Annotated in this window: 18 protein-coding genes; 7 read left to right on the plus strand and 11 right to left on the minus strand. The window is 58.2% G+C overall.

Annotated elements, in window-relative coordinates; genetic code table 11:
- Positions 1-124: 124 nt before the first annotated feature.
- The 4 genes from Q0796_RS16730 to Q0796_RS16745 form a co-directional block, all read right to left on the minus strand.
- Positions 125-511 (minus strand): TM2 domain-containing protein, encoded by a 387-nt coding sequence (locus Q0796_RS16730; protein WP_298445247.1) that lies wholly within the window; start codon positions 509-511, stop codon positions 125-127.
- Positions 511-735: a membrane protein insertion efficiency factor YidD gene (gene yidD, locus Q0796_RS16735; RefSeq protein ID WP_298445250.1), complete on the minus strand. Its 225-nt coding sequence runs from the start codon at positions 733-735 to the stop codon at positions 511-513. Before yidD ends, Q0796_RS16730 begins: the two co-directional genes overlap by 1 nt.
- Before the next feature lie 2 nt (positions 736-737).
- Positions 738-953, minus strand: coding sequence for a DUF4177 domain-containing protein (locus Q0796_RS16740; RefSeq protein WP_298445253.1), 216 nt, complete (start codon positions 951-953; stop codon positions 738-740).
- Positions 954-1,098: 145 nt separating this feature from the next.
- Entirely contained in the window at positions 1,099-1,995 is an 897-nt protein-coding gene (locus Q0796_RS16745; RefSeq protein ID WP_298445256.1) for a LysR family transcriptional regulator, read from the minus strand.
- Positions 1,996-2,117: 122 nt separating this feature from the next.
- On the opposite strand from Q0796_RS16745, the gene Q0796_RS16750 reads away from it, so the two are divergent.
- Positions 2,118-2,432 carry a monooxygenase gene (locus tag Q0796_RS16750; protein WP_298445259.1) on the plus strand — a complete coding sequence of 105 codons (315 nt, stop codon included), beginning with the start codon at positions 2,118-2,120 and terminating at the stop codon, positions 2,430-2,432.
- Positions 2,433-2,536: 104 nt separating this feature from the next.
- Here Q0796_RS16750 and Q0796_RS16755 read toward each other — a convergent pair whose 3' ends face one another.
- The gene (locus tag Q0796_RS16755; protein WP_298445261.1) at positions 2,537-2,659 is read right to left on the minus strand and encodes a hypothetical protein; all 123 of its coding nucleotides are present in this window, start codon (positions 2,657-2,659) and stop codon (positions 2,537-2,539) included.
- A gap of 1 nt (position 2,660) precedes the next feature.
- On the opposite strand from Q0796_RS16755, the gene Q0796_RS16760 reads away from it, so the two are divergent.
- From Q0796_RS16760 to Q0796_RS16785, 6 genes are all read left to right on the plus strand, one after another.
- On the plus strand, positions 2,661-4,046 hold the full coding sequence (locus Q0796_RS16760) for a TolC family protein (RefSeq protein ID WP_298445265.1): 1,386 nt from the start codon (positions 2,661-2,663) through the stop codon (positions 4,044-4,046).
- Positions 4,043-5,188, plus strand: a complete 1,146-nt coding sequence (locus tag Q0796_RS16765) for an efflux RND transporter periplasmic adaptor subunit (protein ID WP_298445268.1) — start codon at positions 4,043-4,045, stop codon at positions 5,186-5,188. Before Q0796_RS16760 ends, Q0796_RS16765 begins: the two co-directional genes overlap by 4 nt.
- 2 nt (positions 5,189-5,190) lie before the next feature.
- Entirely contained in the window at positions 5,191-8,328 is a 3,138-nt protein-coding gene (locus Q0796_RS16770) for an efflux RND transporter permease subunit (protein ID WP_298445270.1), read from the plus strand.
- A complete protein-coding gene (locus Q0796_RS16775; RefSeq protein WP_298445273.1) occupies positions 8,329-9,006 on the plus strand; it encodes a response regulator transcription factor in 678 nt (225 codons plus the stop codon).
- A complete protein-coding gene (locus tag Q0796_RS16780; protein ID WP_298445276.1) occupies positions 8,996-10,246 on the plus strand; it encodes a HAMP domain-containing sensor histidine kinase in 1,251 nt (416 codons plus the stop codon). Before Q0796_RS16775 ends, Q0796_RS16780 begins: the two co-directional genes overlap by 11 nt.
- 91 nt (positions 10,247-10,337) lie before the next feature.
- Positions 10,338-10,553, plus strand: coding sequence for a hypothetical protein (locus Q0796_RS16785; protein ID WP_298445278.1), 216 nt, complete (start codon positions 10,338-10,340; stop codon positions 10,551-10,553).
- A 268-nt stretch (positions 10,554-10,821) separates the two neighbouring features.
- Here Q0796_RS16785 and Q0796_RS16790 read toward each other — a convergent pair whose 3' ends face one another.
- The 6 genes from Q0796_RS16790 to Q0796_RS16815 form a co-directional block, all read right to left on the minus strand.
- Positions 10,822-11,478 carry a CoA transferase subunit B gene (locus tag Q0796_RS16790; RefSeq protein ID WP_298445280.1) on the minus strand — a complete coding sequence of 219 codons (657 nt, stop codon included), beginning with the start codon at positions 11,476-11,478 and terminating at the stop codon, positions 10,822-10,824.
- 24 nt (positions 11,479-11,502) lie between these two features.
- The gene (locus tag Q0796_RS16795) at positions 11,503-12,201 is read right to left on the minus strand and encodes a CoA transferase subunit A (RefSeq protein ID WP_298445282.1); all 699 of its coding nucleotides are present in this window, start codon (positions 12,199-12,201) and stop codon (positions 11,503-11,505) included.
- A gap of 120 nt (positions 12,202-12,321) precedes the next feature.
- On the minus strand, positions 12,322-13,224 hold the full coding sequence (locus Q0796_RS16800) for a hydroxymethylglutaryl-CoA lyase (RefSeq protein WP_298445285.1): 903 nt from the start codon (positions 13,222-13,224) through the stop codon (positions 12,322-12,324).
- Positions 13,221-15,173 carry an acetyl/propionyl/methylcrotonyl-CoA carboxylase subunit alpha gene (locus Q0796_RS16805; RefSeq protein WP_298445313.1) on the minus strand — a complete coding sequence of 651 codons (1,953 nt, stop codon included), beginning with the start codon at positions 15,171-15,173 and terminating at the stop codon, positions 13,221-13,223. The genes Q0796_RS16800 and Q0796_RS16805 overlap by 4 nt, the downstream gene beginning before the upstream one ends.
- A gap of 11 nt (positions 15,174-15,184) precedes the next feature.
- Complete coding sequence (locus Q0796_RS16810) at positions 15,185-15,967, minus strand: enoyl-CoA hydratase-related protein (protein ID WP_298445288.1); 783 nt, start codon at positions 15,965-15,967, stop codon at positions 15,185-15,187.
- A gap of 4 nt (positions 15,968-15,971) precedes the next feature.
- Positions 15,972-17,579 carry a carboxyl transferase domain-containing protein gene (locus Q0796_RS16815; protein WP_298445292.1) on the minus strand — a complete coding sequence of 536 codons (1,608 nt, stop codon included), beginning with the start codon at positions 17,577-17,579 and terminating at the stop codon, positions 15,972-15,974.
- Positions 17,580-17,586: the final 7 nt, after the last annotated feature.

A 17,586-nucleotide genomic window follows, 5' to 3' on the forward strand; every position in this document is an offset into this window, starting at 1 on the left:
CTGACGAGATCAGCAAATGCTACGGATGCACGATGCTCCATTTACGAAGCATAAAATGGGTGTCTAGTTAAAAATACGCTTATCAGGGTGTGCCGTTTAGCGATTAAGAAAAACAACGCCGCTATCAGCGGCGAATGTCATTGTAGATTTCGGTAGAGCGTTCGAGGTTGTATTGCCGCGCTATTTTTTGCGAAAAGAACAGTTGTGGCAGCTCGTAGATCACCACGGCCAAGATCATGTAGATCGCCTCGTTATAGCCTTGCAAGATGGCGATGCCGCTGCACAGCAGGATGATAATTTCGATAAAGAACAGCCGGTATTTGCCTAAGTAGAAGTGGTGCACGCCACCTAAGAACAGCCAGTTTAGCGCGGCATAAGTATCAGGATCTTTTAGCGCCTTGCCTTGCTGCTGATAGAACGCTTTTTTTTGCTCAGAGCTGAGCGCATTCACCTGTGCTCTAAGTTGTTCTTCTTGTTGTTCCAACTCTTCAATCGGTTCAAGAATTCGCATTAAGGCACCTCGTCGTGGATCTTTTCAATTAGATCGGGCTGGTTACAGCGGCGAATGCGCGCCAACCCCAGCCGCCAGCCTTTGCAGGCACCGTATTTGACGATGCTCTGCCGAGTGTATTCCGAGCACGTTGGCTCGAAATTACACTCGATATTCAGCAGCTGTTTAGAGCCGCCTTTGGCTTGGTAAGCGCGGATAAACCGCAGCGATAACGCTTTAAACAAGGCTATCGACCAAGGGTGATCAATACCGCTTCGCGCTTCCAAAACAGTAAAAATCGTTTTTGCTCGATGGCCTGAAACACCACCTGCCAACCGTCTTGGGCGTATTTGTTCAGCTCTGATTCCATCTTTTGAATGGGCAAGCCACTGGCGCCTAAAAAGATGGTGCCGCAGCCGCCTTCCATAATGTGGATTACTTTGTATTCAGTATACGCAGACATGATCGCCCCTATTGCTGTTAATGGTTACAAATTGAATCGCTTAAGCAGCCGTAAAGGATACCAATATTCGTGTTCAAGATGTTGTTCTATCTGGTTATTTTAAACAGTTTGCGGGCCACTGTGGCTGCAAACGCTTGGCTTAGAGTCAGCCTTTGCTGCGTTGGTTCACTGAATCCAATAACAGTTGGTGTAACTGCAGCGCGGCGGGGCCGCTTTTCACCCCTTTAGGCAGGGTAAGGTGCAACGGGATCTGATAGCTGCTGGCCTGTGCAACCGCCAACACCACCACCGAATCATCGGAGTAGGCGTTAATCACATGCTGGGGTAACCGGCAGTAACCCAACCCCAGTTTGACCGTATTCCAAGCGTGATCGAAGTTATCCACGGTGATCCGTTGGGTTGATTTAAGCCAGCCAACGTTGCGATTGCTGTGCTGATTGCTGCCCAGATCCCGCACCACAATTTGGGTGGCCGCCGCCAAATCATCAATGCGCAGCCCCTGCACCTGTGCCAAAGGGTGGCTACGGGCAACGACCGGCCGCATGGTGGTGATGCCAAAGGCATCGCAACTGTGATTGGCAATGGGGATGTTGATGATGGCCAGATCCGCCTGTTGTTGCTCAACCATGGCGGTGGTTTTGGTTAGCGAGGTTTCGACAATCTGCACCGAGGTGGTGCTGTTGTGCTGTAAAAATTGCGCCAGCGGTTGGTACAGCCAATCGCGATCACAGAGGTGATCGATGGCCACGGTAAGCTCGGCCTCCATCCCCCGCGCTAGCTGAGTGCCCGCTTCCTCTAGGGCATTGGCTTGTTCGATCATCGCCTGCGCCCGCCGCAGCAACGATTTACCGTGGTCGGTTAGCACCGCACGGCGGCCTTGCACCTGCACCAACGCGACCCCCATTTGGCTTTCTAACTTCCTAATGGCGTAGATCAAGGTGGTGTGGCTTTTGTTCAGCGCGGTAGCGGCACCTTGGATGCTGCCTGCCTTGTCGATTTCCGCCAAGGTGAGCCACTGATTGAGGGTGGTTTTCAGTGCCATTGGTCTATTTACTCTACAGTTGGCTGCGGATTTATGAACTTTTATGTCTAAATAATATTGGCATCATGGTGGTCATCGCAAGGCGCCGACCTTGCTCTTTCACAACGATTAGGAGCAATACCATGAACAAGTTACTGCAAGTGGATTTTGAGTTTAACGGCCCATTCGGGGATGAGATGGCCGCAGCCTTAGGGGATTTGGCCAAGTCGATCAATCAGGAGCCGGGCTTAATCTGGAAGATCTGGACCGAAAGCGCCAAGAACAAATTGGGCGGTGGCATCTATCTGTTTGAAGATGAAGCTACGGCTCAGGCTTACCTTGATATGCACAGCGCCCGCTTGCAGCAGATGGGGATCGACCAGGTCAACGGTCAGATTTTTGATGTTAATCCGGTGCTGTCGCAGATCAACCACGGCCCAATCCAATCTTCGAACTAACCGCATAGCCATGCCAACGCTCGACATTTTTTGGATGGGCTGCAGTTACGCGCGGAGTCGGCACGGCGGCATTGGCACCAACATCAACATCATCAACAGCACGGTTAACGGCCAAGCTCGCGGCGGGCGTTTTCTGGGCTCAGTGTGGCAACCGACAGCAGGGTTAACCCTGCGTTAACCCTGCTGTCGTTACCCTTGCGCTCATCGTTCAACCACGAGAGTCGCACCATGACCCACCCTGTACCGCTGCTGGCACTAAGCCTGTTATTGCTTAGCGGCTGCCAAAGCCTTAGCGCTGATGATCATCAAGCGGCAGTCGCTCAAGCCCAGCAGCAGTTGCCCGCTTGGCAGCCCCAAGCCAACAGCAACCAAGCCGTTGCCGCCATGACGCTAACGGATCTGTTCAGCGATCCGCAGTTGGATGCCTTAATCGCTCAGGCGCGGCAAGCAAACCCCAGCTTACAGCAGGCGCTCTTAACGCTGCAGATCAGTTACGCCCAGCAACAGCAAAGCGTGGCCGATCGTTTGCCGAGCGCGTCTTTAGGGGTAAGCCGCAGCGATCATGAAGACAATGGCAGCGGCGCCAGTGCCGAACTGAACGTGAGCTGGGAGCTGGATTTATGGCGCAAGTTGGCCGATGCCGACAGCGCCGCCAAGCTCAGTGTGGCCAGCAGCGAAGCCAGTTGGCAGCAGGCGCAGGATCTGTTGGTGGCCAATGTGATCCGTGGTTACCTTGATTACCAACAACAGGCGCAACTGCTGCAGGTTGAACAGCAGCGGCTGCAACTGCTGCAAAGCAACGAAGCGGTGATCCTAAGCCGTTATCGCAGTGGTCTTGGGGATCTGCAGGCGCTGGATAACGCCAAAACCAGCACCGCTTCAAGCCAAGCGACTCTGGCGCGGTATCAGCAGCAACTGGCCAACAGTGGCCGCGCCTTGCAACAACTGCTGGGCAGCAACCAATTCTCTCTTGGTGCTGAGGCTGAGCCTGCCGTCGCCGCTCTGGCCAAGCCAGGCTTTCCCGCCATCAAGCAACCGTTACTGAGCCTGCCACAGCAGGATCTAAGCCGTCGTCCGGATCTGCAAGCCGCTTATCTCAATACCCAAGCCGCCTACTACCAAAGCAAGGTGGCCTACAAATCGATGCTGCCGAGCATCAGCCTGCAAGCGGCACTGAGCGACAGCGGCCGAAACCTGTCTGACGCGCTGTTTGTTAGCCCCGCTTGGAGCCTACTGGGGCAGTTAACCGCACCGCTGTACCAAGGCGGCAAACTCAAAGCCGCGGCAGAAATTGCCGAGCTGCAATCGGCACAACGCTATTGGCAGTACCGCGAAAACCTATTAGCGGCGGTTTTAGAGGTAGACGCGGCGCTGGACAACGAACGCAACCTCAGCAAGCAGTTAAGCCACTTAACCACCGCCGTGCAAAGTGCCCAGCGCAGCAGCGCCAACTACCAACAGAAATACCGCCAAGGGCTGGTGGACATTGTTGAACTGCTGAGCGTCCAGCAACAGCCGTTCGATCTTGCCAGCCAGCAAATTCAGGCACAGCACAACCACCTTAGTAATCGCATTGATCTCGGCTTGGCGCTGGGTCTGGGAGCACCACAATGAAACTGACACTTACCCCTATCGCCATCACTTTAGTGTGTGGCGCCTCGATCTTTGCCGCCGTGGCGTATAACGGCAGCCAGATGCAGCAACAAGCCCAACGCAGTGCCCCCAAGCAAGCGCCAAGCTACCCCACGGTGGCAGTGCAACCGGTGGAGGCCGCGTTCTATCAGCCGCAGGTGCAGGGTTATGGCGAAGCGATGCCGCACTACCAGCTGGCGTTAACGGCGCAAAGCAGCGGCCAAGTGCTGCAACTTACCGACGCCTTTGCCAGTGGCAATCTGGTAAGCCAAGGGCAGCTGTTGGCGAAGCTGGAAGACAGCCAATATCGGCAAGCGGTCAGCGATGCCAACAAAGCGGTGGCAGACGCGCAATTGGCGCTGTTAGAAGAGCAGCGCCAAGGCCAGCAAGCGTTGCTGGAATGGCAGCGCTCTGGGCTAACCGGCCAGCCCGATTCCAGCTTGGTGCTGCGCCAGCCGCAGCTGACGGTGGCCAAAGCCGCGTTGGCACAGGCGCAGCAGCAACTGGCCAGCGCCCAAGTGGATCTGGCCAATACCGAAATTCGCGCCCCATTTAATGGTTTGGTGGTCAGCCGCGACATTCAGTTGGGCAGCTACCTACAACAAGGCGGCAGCGTGGCCACGTTATACAGCACCGATCAAAGCGAAATTAAAGTGCCGCTGTCGCAGCAGCAGTGGCAAGCCTTAGGCGGTGTTGCTCTAGGCACCGATGCCATCGTGCCGCTGATTAGCAGCGATGGCAGCAAGCAGTGGCAGGGCTATGCCGCACGCATTGAACAGCACTTAAGCCAAACCGATCGGCAGCGATCGCTGGTGGTGGTGGTGGATAAGCCGCTGGAACAACCGCAGCCGCTGTTTGCCGGAGAGTTCGTGCGCGCCACCATTCGTGGCCATAACGACCAAGCGTTATGGCGTTTGCCGGCCACGGCGGTGTCGCAAGCGAACCAACTGTGGCTGCTGCAAGCCAACAACACCATTGCCCCAGTGGCGGCGCAGCAGGCGTTCAGCGATCAGCACTATGTTTATCTGCACCCCAGCGCCGCCAGTGGCTCGGCTGAGGTGGTATTGCGCCCCTTAAACAGTTACCTCAGCGGCATGCTGGTGAATCCAGTGCAGGAGCAATAACCATGAATCCAGTCAATGATGCGCCCAAAGCCAATGGCCTGATCGCTTGGTTTGCTGGGCACTCGGTGGCCGCCAACCTGTTGCTGATAGGGGTGATTGCGTTGGGGCTGCTGTCACTGAACAGCATCCGCAAAGAGGCGTTCCCGCCGCTGGAGCCCAGCCGAGTTACCATCTCGGTTGCCTACGACAGCGGCGACGCCAAACAAGCGGAAGAGGGGCTGGCGGTTAAGATTGAAGACGCGCTGGAATCGGTGGCGGGGATCAAGCGGATCACCTCAACCTCTACCGCCACAGGCACCACGGTAACGGTTGAGAAAACCTCGAGCTACCAGCTGGATCGCCTGTTCGACGACATCAAAACCAAAGTGGATGCGCTGTCTAACCTGCCGGTTGATGCGGAAAGCCCAGTGCTAGAGAAAGCCTCACACTCGGAACACGCCATCACCGTGCAGCTGTATGGCGATGCCGATCGCCGCACTTTGCAGCCGCTGGCCGAGCAGCTTAAAAGCGATCTGTTGGCGCAAACCGCCATCACCAAAGTGGCGTTTCAGGGCAAGGCCGAGCCGTTGATCTCCATCGAAGTGGACGAGCTGCGGCTGCAGGCCCACGGCTTAACGCTGTCTGACATCGCCACCGCGGTAAACGCCGAATCCGGCAGTGCCATGGGCACCAGTTTGCGTAACGGCGACAAAGTCGTGCGCCTGAAAGCCGCCGAGCAGCGTTACCGAGAGGGCGATTTTGCCGACATCGTGCTGCGCAGTGGCCGCGACGGTGCCGTGGTGCGCTTAGGCGAAGTGGCAACCATTGCCCAGCAGTATGAGGACGATCCCTTTGTGATGTCGCGCTTTGGCGGTCAGCCCGCCATCGCGGTGGAAATCTTGATGGATGAACAAAGCGACGTAACCGACATTGTGGCTGGCGCCAATCAGGTGGTGCAGCAGTGGCACGATCGCGGCTTGCTGCCCGCCAAGGTCGAGCTGGTTACCTGGTCTGATCAAAGCGAACTGATCACCGATCGGCTGTCGCTGCTGATGAAAAACGCCCTCAGCGGCATCGCCATGGTGTTCATTGTGCTGGCGCTGTTTTTGAACCTGCGGGTGGCCTTTTGGGTGGCGATGGGGCTGCCGTTTGTGTTCTGCGGCACCCTGTATCTGTTGGGGGATGGCTACGCCGGCATGACCCTGAACGAGATGACCACCTTTGGCTTTATTATGGCGCTGGGGATCGTCGTTGACGACGCCGTGGTGGTGGGGGAAAGCATCTACAGTGAACGGCGCCAGTACGGCGACACCATGGCCAACACCATCAACGGCACCATGCGGGTGGCCGCGCCAACGCTGTTTGGGGTACTCACCACCGTGGTGGCGTTTTTGGCGCTGACCCAAGTCGAGGGGATGCTGGGGCAGATCTACGCCCAGTTCGCCACCGTGGTCACCATCTGTTTGCTGTTGTCGTTGGTGGAATCAAAGCTGATATTACCCAACCACTTAGCCCATCTGGATACCCACAAAACCAGCAACCCCGGGGTGTTTGGTTGGTGGGCGCGGCTGCAACAAGGCTGCGATGCCGCGCTGCAATGGCTGATCTCACGGGTTTATCAACCGCTGATTGGGCAGTTGCTGAAACTGCGCTACGCGGTGGTGCTGAGCTTCATCACCTTGCTGATCTTGGTGGCTGGCATGCCGTTAAGTGGCAAGGTGAACGTGGGCTTCTTTCCGGACATTCCCGGCGACACCATCAGCGCCAACGTCAGCATGGAAACCGACGCTGGCTACGGCTTGCTGCAACAACACCTTGAACAGCTGCAGCAGTTAGCGCAGCAGGCCGATCGCCAACTGAGCGACAACCAAGGCAGTGGCATCGCCGCGCTGCAACTGCTGGCGGAAAGCGACAGCAGCGGCCAAGTTACGCTGGAACTGAGCGACAACGCCAATTACAGCAGCCCCGAACTGGCCAAGCGCTGGCAGCAGCTGGCGGGCAACTTAGAAGGGGTGAAGAAGCTGAAATTTGTCTCTTCGTTTGAGGGGCCAGACAGCTTTAAGGTGGAACTGAAAGCCAATGATCTGGACACTCTGGCGCTGGCCGGTGGCCGTTTTCGTCATGCCTTGAGCCAGATCGACGGAGTCAGTGGCATCGACGACAACCTCAGCACCAAGCAGCCACAATACCGCTTTGAACTGACCCAACAGGGGCGGGCGCTGGGCTTCACCAATGCCGATCTGTCGCGGCAGATCCTGCAAACCTTCGGCGGCGAAATTGTGCAGCGCTACCAGCTGGACAGCGACGAAGTGAAGGTGCGTATTCGCTACCCCGCCGCGCAGCGACAAACCCTTACCGATGTGACGGCCGCCAAGCTGCGAGCGCCGGATGGCAGCATTGTGGCGTTATCGGATGTGGCGACGGTACAACAAGAGTTGGCGCTGTCGGAGCGCACCCGCATTAGCAGCCAAAGTGCGGTGTACCTGACGGCAGTGGTTGATAAAACGGTGTTAGCGCCAAATCAATTGGTGGCGCAGTTGCAACGGGATCTGGTGCCATTGTTGTTAGCCGATTACCCCAGCTTAAGCCTGCACTTTGCTGGCGAAGCCGAAGAGCAGCAGGAATCGACCGGCTCGATGTTGCAGATGTTCGTGCTGGCGCTGCTGGCGATCTACGCGCTGTTGGCCATTCCGCTGCGATCCTACGTTCAGCCGCTGCTGATCATGACCGCCATTCCGTTTGGCATGGTGGGCGCGGTGCTGGGGCACTGGGCGAATGATCTGACCATCAGCATCCTGTCGCTTAATGGCATTTTGGCGTTAAGCGGGGTGGTGGTGAACGACAGCTTATTGCTGGTCTCTCGCTTTAACGAACTGCGGGTTAAAATGTCGATAAGCGACGCCATTCACGCCGCCTGCACCGGCCGTTTTCGGGCGGTACTGCTGACCTCGCTAACCACCTTTGTTGGCTTGGCTCCGCTGCTGGGGGAAACCTCGATGCAGGCGCAGTTCTTGATCCCCGCTGCGGCCTCACTGGGCTATGGTATTCTGTTTGCCACCTTTATTACGCTGCTGCTGATCCCTTCGTTGCTGCTGATCCACGAAGACATCAAAGCCTTGCCGCAGCGTGTTAGCCGTCGTGTTAAGCAGGAGTGCGCTTAAGTGATATCGCTGTTGTTGGTGGAAGACGATCTGGATCTGGCCGCCTCGTTGATCGACTTTCTGGAGCTGGAACACATGCAGTGCGACCACGCCGATAACGGCTTGGCCGCCTTGGCTCGCATCGAGCAACAACGCTTTGATGTGATTGTGTTGGATCTGAACCTGCCCAAGTTAGACGGGCTGCAAGTGTGTGAACGGCTGCGGGCGGCGGGCAACGACACCCCGGTGTTGATGCTGACCGCGCGAGATCGCTTAGAAGACAAGCTCAGCGGCTTTGATTCCGGCACCGACGACTATTTGGTGAAGCCGTTTGCGATGGAGGAGCTGACCGCGCGGGTATCGGTGTTGGCTAAGCGTCGCAGCGGCCAAACCACCAAACTGACCCTAGCGGATCTGCAGATGGACTTGAACAGCAAGCAGGTTACCCGTGGTGAGCGCACGCTGAAACTCACCCCAACCGGATTCAAGCTACTGCAAGCGTTAATGCGCGCGGCGCCGCACCCCATTAGCCGCGACGCGCTGATGCAAACGGTGTGGGGCGACGAACAGCCCGACAGCAACAGCCTTAAAGTGCATCTGCATAAATTGCGGAAGCAAGTGGATGTGGAAGGCGCGTTGTTGCTGACCATTGCCAATGTTGGCTTTGCCCTTCGCCAAGAGAGCCCCAATGACCAATAGCTTGCGACGTTACCTTATCGGCGCGGTGTTGCTGCTGGCGGTGGTGGTCTCTACAACCTTGTCGTTAGTGACCCTGAGCTACTTCATTGGCGGGATCCACACCGAGCAGAGCCTAACCCTGCTTAACGTGGCGCGTTACGCTGAAGCCAATGATCTTGACGACGCCACCGTGTTGAACGCCCACGTAACCCGCGACTGGCACAAGGTGCCGCAGGCGGTGCGGCAGCTGATCACCGCCGCGCCGCAACAGTCGTATCGGCTGTATAAGGGGATGAGTAACGATTTTCCCCATGCGGATCAGTCGCAGCTGGCGTTTGTGTTGCGGGTGGAGGGGCAGGATGGGATCAGCCGTTATGTGTCCACGCTGATCCAGCCTGAGTTTTATGACAGCCCAGAAGAGCAACAGCTGTTTGTGCTGGGTGAGTATCCGGTGTTAACGGTGGTGGCGATCGCCTGTGCCTGTGTGCTGCTGTTTGTGTTGGTGCTGTGGGGCATCACTTGGCAGATCACCAAACCGGCGCAGCGGTTGACGCGTTGGGCGCAAGCTTTGGGGCCCGAAAGTGCCACGGAGCCGTTGCCCGATTTTAAATACCGCGAGCTGAATGAACTGGCGCAGATCATTCATGGCAGCTTTGAGCAGGTGCAGCACAGCGTGGAGCGGGAACGGGAGTTTTTGCGCTACGCCAGCCATGAACTGCGTACCCCCATCACCGTGATCCGCGCCAACAGTGCGGTGCTGGCCAAACTGACCGAGGCCACCAACGCCAAGCAAAGCCGAGTGCAGCAGCGCATCGAGCGGGCGGGCAAAACCATGGCCGAATTGGTGGAAACCCTGCTGTGGATGAGCCGCGAACAACAGCTGCAAGTGGCTGAAAACGTCAAGCTTGGGGCGCTGGTGCAAGAGCTGGTAACCGAGCTGGATTATCTGCGCCAGAAGCAGCAGATCGAGCTGCGTCTGGATGTGGATGACAGCCTGTGGCAAGTGGCCAAAACCCCCTGTCGCATCGTGATCAGTAATTTGATCCGCAACGCCTTTGAGCACAGCAGCAAAGGCAACGTCAGCATTATTCAACAGCAGCAACGGTTGCAGATCTGCAACCCCATCAGCGACGGCGAAAGCAACGACGTTGGCTTTGGCTTGGGGCTGAAATTAAGCCGCAAGCTGGCGGCACAATATGGCTGGCAGCTGAACGAGTACCGCGACGTGGGCCTGCATCGGGTTGAGGTTAGGTTCAAATAATGGCGTGGCCGTTTGGGTGTGCGCTTGGCAATGCCCCCGCCGTTGCCTTATGGTAGCGGCCATTACCCGTGGTCTGTAAACAGAGGTAGCGATGACCCCATTTGAAATTTCCCGTTTAGACACGCCAGTAGGGGTGTACCGCATCAGTGGCCGTTACGATTTATCGGGCCGCGCGTTGCAGTTTGAATGGGACGAGCTGGCCATCATGGGCACCGATGGCTGGGATAAACTCAACCCCGCTTCCAAAGCCGGTAAAGCGCAGCTGCAAAAGCTGTTGCCGCACCTGTTGCTGCATCTGGAAGTTTGATTGTTAGCGCGTTGCCGTTGGGATAAGCCCCAACCGACGCGGCATCAATGCCGACAAGCCGATGTAAAGTGCGGGTTGGTGTTGGAGTAGCCCTAACCGACAAAGAGTGGCGTTGGTTGGCATGGGACGAACACGATCCCACGCTCAACGGCGACAACATAAAAAACGCCGCGCTGTGGTTACCCACGGCGCGGCGTTGTTGTTGCTGCGATTGCGATGACCGTTACAACAGTTGCTGCGGTTGCAGTTGCAGCAGTAGCCCTGCGGCTTACACGTTCATCTCTGGCACGTGTTCCGGCACCACCAATTCGCCGCCGGTTTTGCTGATGATCTCCTCCACCGAAACCCCAGGGGCGCGTTCAATCAGGTGGAACTTGCCCTGTTTGATCTCGATGTAGGCCAAGTCGGTCACCACCTTGCTGATGCAGTTGGCGCCGGTCAGCGGCAGGGTGCACTTGCTCAGCAGCTTGGAATTTCCGCGTTTGTCGGCGTGGGTCATGGTGACGATGATGTTGTCGGCACCGGCCACCAAGTCCATGGCGCCGCCCATGCCTTTGATCAATTTACCGGGGATCATCCACGAGGCGATGTTGCCCTGCACGTCCACTTCAAACGCGCCCAGCACGGTCAAATCCACGTGGCCGCCACGGATCATGGCGAAGGATTCCGCCGAATCAAAAATCGACGCGCCGGTGATGGCGGTAACGGTTTGCTTACCGGCGTTGATCATGTCGGCGTCCACTTCCGCTTCGGTAGGGAACGGGCCCATGCCCAGCAAGCCGTTTTCCGATTGCAGCATCACTTCCATTCCCGCTGGAACGTAGTTTGCCACCAGCGTGGGGATGCCAATGCCTAAGTTAACGTAGTAGCCATCTTGCAGCTCTTGCGCCACGCGCTTAGCCAGTTGTTCACGATTTAGTGCCATGCCTGTCTCCTGATGCGTTGTGGCTTAAGAGCGCACAGTGCGCTGTTCAATGCGTTTTTCGAAGGTGCCTTGGATCAGGCGATTGACGTAGATCCCTGGGGTGTGGATCTGGGCTGGATCCAGTTCGCCGGGCTCGACGATCTCTTCCACTTCCACCACGGTGATTTTACCGGCGGTGGCGGCCAGCGGGTTGAAGTTACGGGCGGTGTGACGGTAGATCACGTTGCCGTAGCGATCCGCTTTCCAGCCTTTAACGATGGCGAAGTCGCCAGTGATGGACGGCTCTAAAATGTGGGGGCGACCGTTAAATTCGCGTACTTCTTTGCCATCGCCCACCGGGGTGCCGTAGCCCGTGGCGGTGAAAAAGGCGGGAATGCCCGCCCCACCGGCGCGCATTTTTTCGGCCAAGGTGCCTTGGGGGGTCAGTTCTACTTCGAGCTCGCCGCTGAGCAACTGCTGTTCAAACAGGGCGTTTTCGCCGACGTAAGAGGCGATCATCTTTTTGATCTGCTTGTCTTCCAGCAGCAACCCTAAGCCGAAACCGTCGACCCCCGCGTTGTTCGACACCACGGTTAAGCCGCGGGTGCCAAGCTGCTTAATGTGGCCGATCAGCCCTTCGGGAATGCCGCACAGGCCAAAGCCGCCGGCGATGATGGTCATGTTATCTTCCAATCCCGCCAAGGCTTCGGCGTAACTGGTTACTACCTTGTCAAATCCTGCCATTGGTACCTTTCCTTTTGATTTTGCTGTTGGCTCTTACTGCGTTGAGCCAAGCTGCCGTTGTTCGTTTTAGCGTGCCGCCTTACTGCGGCGCGCGGCGGTGAAGCGACGTGTGTCCGCGCGCTATTGGCCGCTGCGGTTGGCTAAGGCCAAGCCCACTTTCGAGCCGTTGCTGCGGCCAAGGCGCTGGCTGATGTGGTTGCCCACCTGCACCAATTTGTCGAGATCCACGCCGTGGCTTAAGCCCATGCCGTTGAGCATGTAGACCAAGTCTTCGGTGGCCAAGTTGCCGCTGGCGCCAGTGGCGTAGGGGCAGCCGCCCAAACCGGCCACGGCGCTGTCGACCGTTGCTACGCCCAGCTCCAAACAGGCGGCAACGTTGGCCAGTGCTTGGCCGTAGGTGTCGTGAAAGTGCAGCGCCAGTGCGCCAATGGGCACTTGCGCGGCCACCGCTTCCACCATCGCCACCGCTTTGTCTGGGGTGCCGGTGCCAATGGTGTCGCCTAAGGAGATCTCGTAGCAGCCGGACTCAAACAACACCTTGGCCACTTCGGCCACTTTAGCGGGGGCAATCGCGCCTTCATAGGGGCAGCCCAAGGTGCAAGACACGTAGCCGCGCACCTTGATGCCGCGCTCCCGTGCGGCGGTCATGATCGGCACAAACCGCTCAATCGATTCGATGATCGAACAGTTGATGTTTTTCTGGCTGAAACTCTCGGAGGCCGAGGCAAACACCGCCACCTGATCGGCACCGGCGGCAATGGCCGCTTCAAAGCCTTTCAGGTTGGGGGTTAGGGCGGAATAGACCACCCCATCGTGGCGCTGGATCCGTGCAAACAGTTGATCGGCATCGGCCATCTGCGGCACCCACTTGGGCGAGACAAAGCTGCCGGTTTCGATGTGGTTTAAGCCGCTGTCGCCTAAGGCGTTGACCAAGGCGATGCGATCCTCAAGGCTGGCTTTGGGCTCGTTTTGCAGGCCATCACGGGGGCCCATCTCGACAATTTGTACCCGTTGCGGTCTCATTCGCTGGCCTCCAGTTCAATCAGCGCGGTGCCGTCGCTGATCAAGTCGCCGCTGGCAAACGGCAGCTTGATCACCACGCTGTCGCTGGGCGCCTTGATGGTGTATTCCATCTTCATCGCTTCCATCACCACCAGCGCTTGGCCGGCGCTGACTTGATCGCCCACCTGCACCAGATTGGAGATGAAGGTGCCGTTCATCGGCGCTTGCAGGGCTTTGGCTCCGGCGCTGCCGTCGGCTTCCGCTTGATGCTGGTAGCGGCTCAGTTCTAAGGCGCCGTCGCTCAGTTGCAGGCTGATGCTGTGTTCGTCGGCGTGGTAGCCAAAGCGGCTGATCTGACCGTTGTGCTCGAGCTCCAGTTGGTGTTGATCCACCATCAGTTGCAGCACGCGGCCGTGGCCATCCATCCAGCGTTCGCCCTGTTGATGGGTAAGCTCAACCAAATGATGCTCGCCGTGGTTGTCGCTAAACTCCAACCGCACCGTGGCCGGAGCGTTTAAGCGCCAGCCGGGGTTGATCCCGCCGGGCTGCTGTTGCAGCTGCATTAACCCTGCGATGCTGGCGGCTAAGCTGTGATCGCTGCCCGCCAGCAGTTCGGTTTGGTAACGGCCTAAGAAGCCGGTATCCAGCTCGGCGGCGGCAAATTGTGGGTGGCGGATCACCTTGGCCAAGTAGGGCAGGTTGTGGCTTAACCCCAGTAACTGGGTGTCGGCCAGCATCTGCCCCATGCGTGCCAGAGCTTGGCTGCGGTTGTCGCCGTAGCAGATCAGCTTGGCCAGCATCGGATCGTAGTAGGCGGTAATGGTGTCACCTTGGGCCACGCCCGTATCCACCCGCATCCCTTCGCCGTTTGGCCAGCGCAGCTTTTTAATGGTGCCTGTGGCCGGCATAAATTCCCGCTGGGGATCCTCGGCGTACAGCCGCACTTCAAAGGCGTGCCCCTGCACCTGGATCTGCGGTTGGCGCAGCGGCAGTGGGTTTCCGGCGGCGACACTCAGCTGCCAGGCCACCAAGTCTTGGCCGGTCACCAGTTCGGTGACGGGGTGTTCCACCTGCAGGCGGGTGTTCATCTCCATAAAGTAGAAACGACCCTGTTCATCCAACAGGTATTCCACCGTACCGGCGCCGCTGTAGTTAATGGCTTGGGCAGCGCGCACCGAGGCTTCGCCCATCTGCACGCGCAGTTCATCAGAAACCCCAGGTGCGGGCGCTTCTTCAACCACTTTTTGGTGGCGACGTTGCAGCGAACAATCGCGATCCGACAGGTACACGGCGTTGCCGTGGTTATCGGCAAACACCTGTACTTCAACGTGGCGGGCGCGGATCAGGTAGCGTTCCAGCAGCAGTTGCGGGTTACCAAAGGCCGATTGCGCTTCGCGGCGGGCGCTGTCGAGGGCGTTTTGCAGTTCGTCTTTGTGTTCAACGATGCGCATCCCTTTGCCGCCGCCACCAAAGGCGGCTTTCACCAGCAGCGGGTAACCAATTTTTTCCGCTTCGGCGGTCAGCACCGCGTCGGATTGATCGTCGCCGTGGTAGCCCGGCAGCATCGGTACGGCGGCGTCGGCCATGATGATCTTGGCGGCGCTTTTGCTGCCCATCTGTTCGATGGCATGGGCGCTGGGGCCGATAAAGGCGATGCCGTGTTCACCACAGGCGCGGGCAAAATCAGGGTTTTCCGACAAAAAACCGTAACCGGGGTGGATGCCGTCACAGCCCGCTTGTGTGGCAACGGCCAAAATTTTATCGAAATCCAAGTAGGAGTGTTTGGCTTCGGCGGCGCCGATGTGAAACGCCTGATCCGCTTGCAGCACATGCTGGGCGTGGCGATCGGCATCGGAATAAACCGCCACGGTGGCGATCCCTAATTGGCGACAGGTGGCCATTACCCGACAGGCAATTTCGCCACGGTTGGCCACCAGCACTTTGGTCAGTGCCTTGGTGTGCGTTTGCATTTGGCTCATGGCTAGGCTCCCTGCCAGCGTGGTGGTTGTTTGTTGAAAAAGGCGCTTAGGCCGTGTTGGCCTTCGTCGCTGACTCGAATGGTGGCGATGCGTTCGGCGGTGTCGCGGCGCAACTCGTCATCCAGTGGCGCGCATTCAATCCGATCCAGCAGCGATTTACAGGCGCGGAGGGCTTGGGGGCCGTTGCCTTGCAGCTGCTTCAGCATCTGTTCGCCGGCGTCGTTAAGATCGTCGTGCAGTTGGTGAACTAACCCCAGTTGCAGTGCTTGTTCGGCGCTGATCAGCTCGGCGCTTAAGGCGTAACGGCGCAGTTGCCGTTGGCCAATGGCGCGGCCGACGTAGGGGCTGATGGTGGCGGGGATCAAGCCCAGTTTTACTTCCGATAAGCAGAACTTGGCGCGGTGGTTGGCCAGCACAATGTCGGCGCAAGCCACCAGCCCCAGAGCGCCGCCAAAGGCGGCCCCTTGCACCAGCATCACCACGGGGATCGGCAGCGTATCAAGGGCATGAAACAGCTGCGCCAGTTGGTTGGCGTCGGCCACATTGGCGGCGGCGTCCATCTGCGCTTGTTGTTTCATCCAGCCCAGATCGGCACCGGCGCAGAAGTGCTTGCCTTCGGCGTCGAGCAGCAACATGCGTAGGCTGTGATCTTGCTGGCACTGGGTTAGGGCGTGGATGAGTTCGGCGATCATCTGCGCGTTAAAGGCGTTGTGTTTGTCGGCACGGGCTAACGTAATGCGGCCAATGCCGTGCTGGCGACGCAGCTTAATGGTGGAAAATTCCATGGCGTTACATCCTGAACACGCCGAACGAGGTCGGCTCGATAGGGGCGTTAAGTGCCGCTTCCAGTGCGACCCCAAGTACGTCGCGGGTTTGCGCTGGATCGATGATGCCGTCGTCCCACAAGCGGGCGGAGGCGTAGTACGGGTGCCCTTGGCGTTCGTACTGATCAACAATCGGCGCTTTAAACTGCGCTTGTTCGGCGTCGCTCCAGCTTTCGCCGCGTTTCTCTAGCTGATCGGTTTTCACCTGAGCCAGTACCGCCGCCGCTTGTTCGCCGCCCATCACTGAGATCCGCGCGTTGGGCCAGCTCCACATCATGGTGGGATCGTAGGCGCGGCCACACATGCCGTAGTTGCCGGCGCCGTAACTGCCGCCAATCACCACGGTGAACTTAGGCACCTTGGCGCAGGAGACGGCCATCACCAGCTTGGCGCCGTGTTTGGCGATGCCTTCGTGTTCGTACTTCTGCCCCACCATAAAGCCGGTGATGTTCTGCAAAAACAGCAGCGGAATGCCGCGCTGGCAGCACAGTTCGATAAAGTGCGCGCCTTTTTGCGACGATTCCGAAAACAGAATGCCGTTGTTGGCGATGATGCCAACGGGGTAGCCGTGCAGGTGGGCAAAGCCACACACCAAGGTGGCGCCAAAGCGGGCTTTAAACTCGTCGAAATCGGAGTTATCCACCAAGCGGGCGATCACTTCGCGCACATCAAATGGCTGCTTCAAGTTGGTGCCAACAATGCCGTACAGCTCGTCGGCGCTGAATTTGGGCGGCTTCACGTCAATTCGCGGCAGTGGTGCGGCGCTTTGATGATTCAGGCGCGATACCGCTTGGCGTGCCAGCTGCAGCGCGTGGCTGTCGTTGTCGGCCAGATGATCGGCCACGCCGGAGATCTCGGTGTGCACGGCACCGCCGCCGAGTTCTTCGGCGCTGATCTGCTCACCGGTGGCGGCTTTCACCAACGGTGGCCCTGCCAAGAAGATGGTGGCTTGGTTTTTGACGATGATCGATTCGTCGGCCATGGCGGGCACGTAGGCGCCCCCAGCGGTACACAACCCCATCACTACGGCGATTTGCGGAATGCCCGCGGCCGACATCTGCGCTTGGTTGAAGAAGATGCGACCGAAGTGATCGCGATCCGGGAACACTTCATCTTGGCGTGGCAAGAAGGCACCGCCGGAGTCCACTAAGTAGACGCACGGCAGGTGACAACGCTGGGCGATCTCTTGCGCTCGCAGGTGTTTTTTCACGGTCAGCGGGTAGTAGGTACCGCCTTTGACGGTGGCGTCGTTGGCGACAACCATGCAGTCGATGCCGTTGATCTTGCCGATGCCCGCAATAACGCCGGCGGCAGGCACCACGTCGTCGTAACATTCGTAACCGGCAAACTGGCCGATCTCCAAAAACGGCGCGCCGGGATCCAGCAGTTGCTCTACCCGCTGGCGGGGCAGCAGCTTGCCGCGACTGGTGTGGCGTTCGCGGGATTTTTCGTTGCCGCCGGGCAGGATCTGTTCCAGTTTCTGTTTCAGATCCGCCACTACGTCGCTCATGGCGTGCTGGCGGGCGTGAAATTCGCTGTCGCTTGGGTTGATGCTTGATTGCAGTATGGTCATGTCAGCC

It is taken from the genome of uncultured Ferrimonas sp. (assembly GCF_947489035.1).
Lineage (GTDB): Bacteria > Pseudomonadota > Gammaproteobacteria > Enterobacterales > Shewanellaceae > Ferrimonas.